The organism is Bradyrhizobium elkanii WSM2783, from assembly GCF_000472865.1.
In the GTDB taxonomy this organism is placed as follows: domain Bacteria; phylum Pseudomonadota; class Alphaproteobacteria; order Rhizobiales; family Xanthobacteraceae; genus Bradyrhizobium; species Bradyrhizobium elkanii_A.
In genome coordinates this window covers 104,753-112,948 of the sequence record NZ_AXAP01000025.1, presented here as the reverse complement: position 1 = coordinate 112,948, position 8,196 = coordinate 104,753, and the positions used below count along the sequence as shown (strand labels likewise).

At 63.3% G+C, this 8,196-nt stretch carries 11 protein-coding genes; 4 read left to right on the top strand and 7 right to left on the bottom strand.

Annotation, left to right across the window (positions count from 1 at the left end; genetic code table 11):
- On the top strand, positions 1-245 hold a 245-nt coding region (locus tag YY7_RS62545), incomplete at its 5' end, for a hypothetical protein (protein WP_210164702.1).
- Here the strand turns inward: YY7_RS62545 and YY7_RS0122050 are convergent.
- A complete protein-coding gene (locus YY7_RS0122050; protein ID WP_028165130.1) occupies positions 242-637 on the bottom strand; it encodes a hypothetical protein in 396 nt (131 codons plus the stop codon). The two genes, YY7_RS62545 and YY7_RS0122050, sit on opposite strands and share 4 nt — an antisense overlap.
- Positions 638-834: 197 nt before the next feature.
- Between YY7_RS0122050 and YY7_RS0122045 the strand changes: the two genes are divergently transcribed.
- A complete protein-coding gene (locus YY7_RS0122045; protein ID WP_028165129.1) occupies positions 835-1,158 on the top strand; it encodes a hypothetical protein in 324 nt (107 codons plus the stop codon).
- Between the two features lie 81 nt (positions 1,159-1,239).
- On the opposite strand, the gene YY7_RS52390 is transcribed toward YY7_RS0122045, so the two are convergent.
- Together YY7_RS52390 and YY7_RS0122035 are read right to left on the bottom strand one after the other, a co-directional pair.
- Positions 1,240-1,404: a Flp family type IVb pilin gene (locus YY7_RS52390; RefSeq protein WP_063623389.1), complete on the bottom strand. Its 165-nt coding sequence runs from the start codon at positions 1,402-1,404 to the stop codon at positions 1,240-1,242.
- A gap of 264 nt (positions 1,405-1,668) precedes the next feature.
- Complete coding sequence (locus YY7_RS0122035; protein WP_028165128.1) at positions 1,669-2,475, bottom strand: response regulator; 807 nt, start codon at positions 2,473-2,475, stop codon at positions 1,669-1,671.
- Between the two features lie 274 nt (positions 2,476-2,749).
- Between YY7_RS0122035 and YY7_RS0122030 the strand changes: the two genes are divergently transcribed.
- Together YY7_RS0122030 and YY7_RS0122025 are read left to right on the top strand one after the other, a co-directional pair.
- The gene (locus YY7_RS0122030; RefSeq protein ID WP_028165127.1) at positions 2,750-2,962 is read left to right on the top strand and encodes a NepR family anti-sigma factor; all 213 of its coding nucleotides are present in this window, start codon (positions 2,750-2,752) and stop codon (positions 2,960-2,962) included.
- Positions 2,962-3,510 (top strand): sigma-70 family RNA polymerase sigma factor, encoded by a 549-nt coding sequence (locus YY7_RS0122025; RefSeq protein WP_027579243.1) that lies wholly within the window; start codon positions 2,962-2,964, stop codon positions 3,508-3,510. Before YY7_RS0122030 ends, YY7_RS0122025 begins: the two co-directional genes overlap by 1 nt.
- Before the next feature lie 439 nt (positions 3,511-3,949).
- On the opposite strand, the gene YY7_RS0122020 is transcribed toward YY7_RS0122025, so the two are convergent.
- The 4 genes from YY7_RS0122020 to YY7_RS0122005 form a co-directional block, all read right to left on the bottom strand.
- Positions 3,950-5,608: a CHASE domain-containing protein gene (locus tag YY7_RS0122020; protein WP_028165126.1), complete on the bottom strand. Its 1,659-nt coding sequence runs from the start codon at positions 5,606-5,608 to the stop codon at positions 3,950-3,952.
- 410 nt (positions 5,609-6,018) lie between these two features.
- Complete coding sequence (ureG, locus tag YY7_RS0122015; protein WP_028165125.1) at positions 6,019-6,672, bottom strand: urease accessory protein UreG; 654 nt, start codon at positions 6,670-6,672, stop codon at positions 6,019-6,021.
- Positions 6,673-6,855: 183 nt separating this feature from the next.
- Positions 6,856-7,587, bottom strand: coding sequence for an urease accessory protein UreF (locus YY7_RS0122010; protein WP_028165124.1), 732 nt, complete (start codon positions 7,585-7,587; stop codon positions 6,856-6,858).
- Positions 7,574-8,194, bottom strand: a complete 621-nt coding sequence (locus YY7_RS0122005) for an urease accessory protein UreE (RefSeq protein ID WP_028165123.1) — start codon at positions 8,192-8,194, stop codon at positions 7,574-7,576. The genes YY7_RS0122010 and YY7_RS0122005 overlap by 14 nt, the downstream gene beginning before the upstream one ends.
- Between the last annotated feature and the right edge of the window lie 2 nt (positions 8,195-8,196).

Below are 8,196 nucleotides of genomic sequence, written 5' to 3'. Positions count from 1 at the left end.
CGTCCACCGCATCTCACCGCAACGTTCGTGACGATCGCGACCCGCCCCTCATCCGCCGTGAGACGCGCGGAGTTAAATCACTGATTTGCCCGACGACGAAAGCGGAATGTTTTTCGCGCGAGGGCTGGACGAGGCAAATCAACTTGGAATCGCTGGTGAATTTTTCTCCGCCGTCATTCCGGGGCGATGCGAAGCATGGAGCCCGGAATGACGGATGGAGAGAGAACGAAGAACGATCAGCTTAGGTGACGCAGCGGCCGGGCTGCAGGCGCTTTGCTACTTCGGTCAGCACGCTCACCACGGGCTCGCAGGCGACCGTCATCCTGCGCTCGCCGGATTTGATCAACGCAGGCGGCTTGGGGTGGCTGCGCGCCTCGTCCCTGACGACGGGAACGCGGATCACGACCGAGGTCTCGGCCAGGCTGTCGAGCTTCAGCGAAATGGTTTCGGTTTTGCCGTTGGCTGCCGGAACTGTCGCCCGGTCGGCCTTCGCCGTACGGTTGACGTCATGTTCCGCCTTGGTGGAGGTGATGAGGCTCTGGCCCCCGATGAGATCATGCCCGGAGGCAAATTGCACGGCGCCGAAGGTCAAAGAAACGGCGAGCGCACCTAAAATTCCCTTCAATATCTGTGACATGGCGATTCATCCCTCGCCCCATGGCGATCACGAACACAACTCGAACGAAACGCCCCCGTTCGTATGTCTGCGGATCACTTAACCGTGTTCAAAATTATTTTCGGAATCTCGGAACGTTTTTTCGCGGTCCGCGTCGTTCTGGCAGCCGGTTATTCCCCCTGCCCCATTGACCGGCGATGTAGGGCGCGACCGTGGTGATGCCGGTCGCGCTCTACTTTTTTGTCGGAGTTTTCGTCGGAGTTTTCGAGGGGCAGGCCGGCTTCCCTACCTTCGGCGGTCAGTGCCCCATGGCCCGCTCCTGGAAGCTCCGGGGCCTATTCGATTGCCAACGCGAAGTGGTGACCGTCTCACCCAAGCTGTTGCGGCCGGTGGTGATGGTGTACGTGCCATGCTTCGAAGTCGAAGTGGTCGTGGTGTATCCCAAGCTGTCCCTGCGCGTGCGGGTAACGATTTCTGTATCAGCGTGGGCGGCTCCGGCGCTAAAGACGACAAGCGCCAGCAAGACCATAATACGCATTTGATGACTCCCTAATAGAAAGCCGACCAAAGCTGCCTTTGGCCGGACCTTCCACGTGCACACCCTCTGAGAAAGAGCCGGCGACTTACTTCAGGCCGTCGTCCACCGCTACCAACTTGGTATTGAGATCGGTGCCGATGGCTCGAAGGGTGCCGATGATCACGACGGCAATAAGAGCGGCAATCAGACCGTACTCGATGGCGGTCGCGCCAGACTCGTCCTTAATGAAACGGGAAACAAGGTTACGCACGGCTGGTCTCCTGGGATGGTTGTGTGGCTGAACGCATGCAACCATATGCGGACCGGCCTAAAGGTCGGTGAATCCAAAGCCGCGAACTCTCTTAAGCAGGGTTAACCTGAAGAGATTGCATTCGAAACAAATACTCGTCACGCGCAACCGGCAAGGCGAACAGCATCGCCCAGCACAAAGGTCACATGAAAGGCGGATGTCTCGGTGCAAAAAATCCGGCGCGCCGTGCGGCACGCCGGATCAGTCGACCTAACCAGAGTCAGTTCACGCCGAGGCGGCGCGCGGCGCACGGTTGCGCGAATTGCGCTGGAAGAACAGCGCCTGGCTCGCAACGGCCGAGACCATTGCGGGCTGGAACGGCTTTGAGATCAGGAACGCCGGCTCCGGGCGCTCGCCGGTCAGGAAGCGTTCGGGATAGGCGGTGATGAACACCACCGGCACCTCGAACACGCGCAATAGCTCATTCACCGCGTCCAGCCCCGACGAACCGTCGGCGAGCTGGATGTCGGCGAGGATCAGGCCGGGCTTCTTGTTCTTGGCGAGCGCCACCGCATCCGAATGGGTGCGGGCGACGCCGATGACATTGTGGCCGAGATTTCGCACGAGGCTTTCCAGATCCATCGCGATGAAGGTCTCGTCCTCGATAATCAGGACGTCGGTCGCGATCTCGGCGGCCATCTCACGGCCGGCGGCATCCGTGAGCTTGCGCGTCTCGCCGATATCGATGTTGAGGATGTAGGCCACCTCCTCTTCCGAGAAGCCCTCCAGCGACAGCAGGAGGAAGGCCTGCCGCGGCAGCGGCGTGATGTTGGAAAGCCGGCGCTCCGGCGGCAGCGCCAACGTTGCTACCTCGGCGTTGTCGTTGATCGAGACCGAATTCCAGATCTGGGTGAACAGCCGGAACAGCCCGGCACGCGGACCGTGCGTTTCATCCAGAAGCGCGGGGTCCTGAAGCAGGGCCTCCAGCATGGCCGCGACATAGGCGTCGCCCGACGCCTGGTTTCCGGTCAGCGCGCGGGCGTAGCGCCGCAACAATGGCAAGTGTTCGGCAACGAGCTGCGATCGGGACATTCCCACTCCATCCTTGTGTTCGAGGCAATTGCCTGAAACGCCTTATATCTCTCGGGCCGGCACATCCGGTGGGGCGACCCGCCTTCCCCTTGAGCGTTACGCCCGGACTACGCTTGAGCGCCGATAAAGTTCCACAAAAAGTTCCGGACATTCGGAACTTTCGGGCGAACTTCGAATTAGCGTACGACCGGCAGCAAACGCGGCCAAGACCGAATTTCGAGGAAACTGCTTGGAACACAGGGACTTAACCTCTCGGGGAAACGTGGATCAGATCATGAAGGAAACCAAGAAGCAGGGCGGTCTCAACGCTGAGATCCAATCGAGAATCGGCCACCAGCTTCGCGCCATGTACGATGATGTGGTGCGACAGGGCGTGCCGGACCGCTTTGCGGAGCTTATCCGCAAGCTCGATGACCCCGCGGAGGCCGCCAAGCATTTGGCAGAGACTGACGAGCAGCAAGCAGCAAAAAATGACGGGAGGGACTGATGCCTCTCACCGACCAACTTCGCGACGATATTTTGGCGTCGGTGCCAAGCCTACGCGCGTTCGCGATTTCGCTCTCCGGCAATGGTGACCGCGCCGACGATCTGGTGCAGGAGACCTTGTTGCGCGCAATCGCCAACATCGACTCGTTCCAACCCGGCTCGAACCTGCCGGCCTGGCTGTTCACCATCCTGCGCAACCTGTTCCGCTCCGACTATCGCAAGCGGCGGCGCGAGGTGGAGGACGCCGAGGGCAACTATGCCAAGACTCTGAAGACCCAGCCTGCGCAGAATGCGCATCTGGAGTTCGAGGAGTTTCGCGCCGCACTCGACAAGCTGCCGCAAGACCAGCGTGAAGCTTTGATCCTGGTCGGTGCGTCCGGCTTCTCATACGAGGACGCGGCTGCGATCTGCGGCTGCGCCGTCGGCACCATCAAGAGCCGCGTCAACCGCGCGCGATCGAAATTGAGCGCATTGCTCTATGTCGAAGGCGCGGAAGATTTCGGCCCCGATGACACCGTGCGCGCCGTGATCGGCGGCAACGGCGGCTGATGCTCGCCAGCTCTTGATCGTCATGCGCGGGCTTGACCCGCACATCCATCTCGGAAAAGAGATTTTTCTGAGGGATGCTGGATTGCCGGGTCAAGCCCGGCAATGACGGCGAGAGCAATGCGTAGGATGGGCAAAGCCAACGGGTCGCGCGAACGCGCGCCCGATGACAGGCTCCGCGCGCCCGCCTTCTCTTGCACCGCCCGTGAATGGTGGGCACGCTGCGCTCCTACACACTTACCTACGGATCTATTCCGACGGCGTGCTCCTACTTATCCCCTCACCCTGAGGAGGTCGCCAACGGGTCCGCGCGAAGCGCGGCCCGATGACAGGCTCCGCGACCGTCTCGAAGAGCGAGGCCACCGGCGGGGCCTCATGGTTCGAGATGGTCGCTACGCGGCTCCTCACCAGGAGGGGAAGCAGGGTCGCCACCGGCCTGCAATCAGCGCGCCGGCCGCACCGGTGCGGAAAACTTCTCCGTGCGGTCGCGCTCGTTCATGTCGATGACGGTTTCCATCGGCGCGGTGAGCTCGTAGACGTAGCTGATGTCGGTGAAGTAGCGTTTCGCCGTCCCGCCGAGCGCTTCGGGGGCGACGCGGTCGAGCAGGATCAGGCCGAAATCGGAATCGGGGCGGCGGGTGGCTTCGCTGGTGTTGAACTCCTCCCAGCGGAAATGAAAGATCGCCTCCGCATCCTTGCCGTTGACTTCCCAGTTAGCGACGATGTGCGGATGCTTGCCGACCAGGGACAGGCCCTCGTCGGAATGCGAGGCGAGCTCGAAGAACAACAGCGACAGCGACTGCGCGGCGCGCGCGCTGACCGCGATATCGGGACCGGAGATCGCGATGCGCTCGGCATGAGGGATCGCGCGGGCCTCGAACAGTCCCTTCAGCTTCACGCCCTGCCACTGGCTCTCGCTGAGCAGCGTGACCACGTTCGACATGGCGTGGATGCGGCCGATCAGGAGATCGCGCGCGGCATCGATGTCCGAGCCATGGCGCAATGTGCGCGTGACGATCGACTGGATCACGGCCAGGATGTTCTTGACCCGGTGGTTGAGCTCGTCGATCACAGCGGTCAGCCGCCGCTCGAACCCGATCCTCACCTCGATCTCGCGGCTGAGCCGAAGATTGTTGTAGGCCACATAGCCGAACAGGCCGCAGACGATGCCGGTCAGCGCGAGGCCGATCGCCGCCACGATCGCTGCGGTCTGGTTCGCCCGCGCGGCGGCGGAGGTCTTGGCGTAATAAGCGAGTGACCAATCGCGGCCGCCGAACGTCACCGTCCGGACCATCGACGGCGCCGGCCCATCCGGCCGCACTGCGCGCGAGGTGATGACGCCCTGGTCGTTGGCGACCAGCTCGTCGTTGGAATCGCGCGGGTCCTTCAGCACCACCGAGAACAGCGACATATCGTCATTCGCCAGCATCAACGGCCCGAGCTCATACGAAAATGTGACGAATCCCGCGGGCTCCGAAGCGCCCTGCTGAAACACCGGCGCGGCGAGCGCGACCCCGATCGGCCCATTCTGGCGCAACAGCGGAATCGGATCCGACGCCACGGGCTTGCCGTCCGCCATCGCCTGCGCCAGCATCGGCCCGATCACGGAATGGTGGTCGAAGCTGCGGCCCGGCAGGATGATGGTCTCCGGCGTCCGCGGCTCCAGGTCCATCATCACGTTGACGGGCTTGTCGAGCGCCTTGATGTCGAGGGGCTGGTCGTCGAAGTCGCGGATGGTCGGATTGGGGAAGCCGGCCTTCTTCAGCTCCTGCTCCGCCGCCGGGAGCTCGTCGGGCCTGAGCCGCGCAATCCAGGCGGCAATCACGAAATCGGTCTTGAAGGCATAGATCGAGGAGCGCAGCGGCTGCAGCATGTCTGCCTTCACCACCGACGGCGCGCGAAACAGGCCCGAGGAGACGCGGGCGAGCAATTCGCGCTCGGTGAGCCGGTCCTGCACCAGGCTGGCGTGGACGTCGATCGCCCGCGCCAGCGCGATGCCGTCGAGCGTCAGCTCCTGCTCGTGCACGCGATAGGCCGCGAGACCGGAGAGCAGCACCCCGATCAGCGCAATGAAGGCGATAATGAAGCCCAGCCGGACCACGCTGTTACTCGGAGACTGTGGGTTGGCGGAGATGAACAGCGGACATCTGGCGTCTGCGGGGGCGACAACGATCGGATACGGGGTGAACGCCAACCGCGGCGGAATATGGAGTGGCGAGCATCGGTACGCAACGGAAGGCGGCAATTAACGTGGACGACGGCCGGCGCCGGCTCCAGCTGGCGAAAGCAGCGTCAGAGTTGGCTAATGGGAGTGGCTGGATTTTGTTCCCATTGCGGCAAGGAATATTTCGTCGCACCCGCCGTTTGCAGCTTGCGTGAAAGTAGTGAGCGTAACCCGGACCGCTCGTGGACGTCGACGCAGATGTCCCGGGTTGCGCGTCGCTTCACCCGGGACTACGAGCTCACCGCGTTAAAAATATTAACAAATCGGATATCATATTAACACACGATTCAACCCGCCCTTGCCTTGCCTTTGGCAGAGGCTTTCGGGCGCAGGCCGCCCTTGGCCTCAATGAAGGCGATGATGCGCTCAAGCCCGTCGCTCTTCTTGAGGTTGGTCATGACGAAGGGACGCTCACCGCGCATCCGCTTCGCATCGGTCTCCATCTTCTCAAGCGACGCGCCGACATGAGGAGCGAGGTCGATCTTGTTGATCACCAGCAGGTCGGAACGGGTGATGCCGGGGCCGCCCTTGGATGGGATCTTGTCGCCGGCGGCGACATCGATGACATAGATCGTGAGGTCGGCAAGCTCCGGCGAAAAGGTTGCGGCCAGGTTGTCGCCACCGGACTCGATCAGCACCAGATCGAGGCCAGGAAATTTCGCGCGCATGTCGGCGACCGCCGCCAGATTCATCGAGGCGTCCTCGCGGATCGCGGTGTGCGGACAGCCGCCGGTCTCGACACCGGCGATGCGGTCCGGCGTGAGCGAGCCCGAGCGCACCAGGAACTCGGCGTCCCATTTGGTGTAGATGTCGTTGGTGATCGCGGCGATGTCGTAACGCTCGCGCATCGATTTGCAGAGCAGGTCCATCAGCGCGGTCTTGCCAGATCCGACCGGACCTCCGACGCCGACGCGAAGCGGGCCGTGAGAAGAAGATGTCATGGGAGCGCCTCTATCGTCGTCCCTGCGAAAGCAGGGACCCATAACCACCGGAGTTGATTGTCGAGAAAGGCTGTGGCCCCGACCCGATATAGCCACGAACATTTGTGGTTATGGGTCCCCGCCTTCGCGGGGACGACGGAGAGAGCGGGGACGACGGAGAGGGTCGGGACAACAAAGAGCGCGTCATGACCGGAACAGCCTCGTATATTGCGTCTCGTGGCGCAGGCTGGCGAGATCGGCGCGGAAGGTGGCGCTGCCGAGATCGTCGAGCGACGCGTCGCGCGCGCGGATTGCGGTCGCGCTGACCACGGGTTCGAGAGCGGCGAGCAGGCGCTGGCTATCGGTCTGGCCGAGCGGGATCAGGCGGGCACCGGCGGAGATCCAGTTCGAGACCACCCCATGGAAGAACGCGTGCAGCACCGGCGCAAGCGGAATGTCGTGCGCGGCGCTGACCAGGCCGACCGCGACGGGATAGACGATCGCGCCGTCGCAGGCGGCGATGAACTCGTCGAAGCCGGGCGAGAACCAGGCGGCGCGCGCCGTGTCGATGAAGGCGCGGCCCTGCGTCGTGGTCTCGAGCTGGCGCTCGCGCGAGGGCACGAAGGCGGCGGCCAGCTCGGCGATCTCGCGCAGCTTTGCAAGGTCGCGCACCATGGTCGCCTGATGCGTCCGGGCGAGGAACACGCCATCGCAGAAGCCGGAGCCGTCGCTCAGCATCGCGGCGAGCCAGCCGCGCAGTGAGGCGGCATCCTTGATGTCGCCGGCCTCGACCGCCCATTCGAGGCCGCTGGAATAGGAGAAGGCCCCGACCGGGAACGACGGCGACAGCCAGGTCATCAAACGGTAGAGCGAGGCGGCCTCGCTCTCCGTCATCCCACCCCACGCCTCGCTGCGCGGCAGCTCATTTGTGGTCATGAGCATGGGAGTGGTCGTGATGGTGGTGATGGTCGTGATCGCAATGCTCGTCGTGGTGATGATGATCGTGATCACCGTGATGGTGGTGGTGATCATCATGATCATGATCGTGGCCATGATCATGCGCATGGTCATGGCCGGTGTGGTGATGCGCGGCCGCGTCGCCTTCATGCGCATGGCCGGCATAGGCGCCGCCTTCGGGATCGAACGGCGCCTCGATCTCGATCACGCGTGCACCCAGCCCCTTCACCATCGCCTCGATGACGTGATCGCGCCGGATGCGCAGGCCCTTCTTCATGATCTGCGTCGGCAGATGGCGGTTGCCGAGATGCCAGGCGACGCGGATCAGATGGTGCGGGTCGGCGCCGCGGATCTCCAGAAGCGGCTCGGGCGCGGCCACCACCTCGACCAGCCGGCCGTCCTCCAGGACCAGTGCGTCGCCGCCGCGCAGCGCGATCGCGTTCTCGAGATCGAGCAGGAATTCCAATCCGCGCGTGCCCGTCATCGCCATCCGACGGCGGTGGCGGTCGTCGAAATCGAGCACCACGGTGTCGGCCGCCGGCTCATTCCAGCGGTGTTGCGGCTTGACGGACGTCGCGCGGATCATCT

Bases quoted from the DNA above. Each gene is read 5' to 3' on its own strand.
- YY7_RS0122010 (WP_028165124.1), bottom strand. From the start codon at position 7,587: ATGACCACAAATGAGCTGCCGCGCAGCGAGGCGTGGGGTGGGATGACG.
- YY7_RS0122035 (WP_028165128.1), bottom strand. From the start codon at position 2,475: ATGTCCCGATCGCAGCTCGTTGCCGAACACTTGCCATTGTTGCGGCGC.
- YY7_RS0122050 (WP_028165130.1), bottom strand. From the start codon at position 637: ATGTCACAGATATTGAAGGGAATTTTAGGTGCGCTCGCCGTTTCTTTG.
- YY7_RS0122045 (WP_028165129.1), top strand. From the start codon at position 835: ATGCCGGTCGCGCTCTACTTTTTTGTCGGAGTTTTCGTCGGAGTTTTC.
- YY7_RS0122025 (WP_027579243.1), top strand. From the start codon at position 2,962: ATGCCTCTCACCGACCAACTTCGCGACGATATTTTGGCGTCGGTGCCA.
- ureG (WP_028165125.1), bottom strand. From the start codon at position 6,672: ATGACATCTTCTTCTCACGGCCCGCTTCGCGTCGGCGTCGGAGGTCCG.
- YY7_RS0122030 (WP_028165127.1), top strand. From the start codon at position 2,750: ATGAAGGAAACCAAGAAGCAGGGCGGTCTCAACGCTGAGATCCAATCG.
- YY7_RS0122005 (WP_028165123.1), bottom strand. From the start codon at position 8,194: ATGATCCGCGCGACGTCCGTCAAGCCGCAACACCGCTGGAATGAGCCG.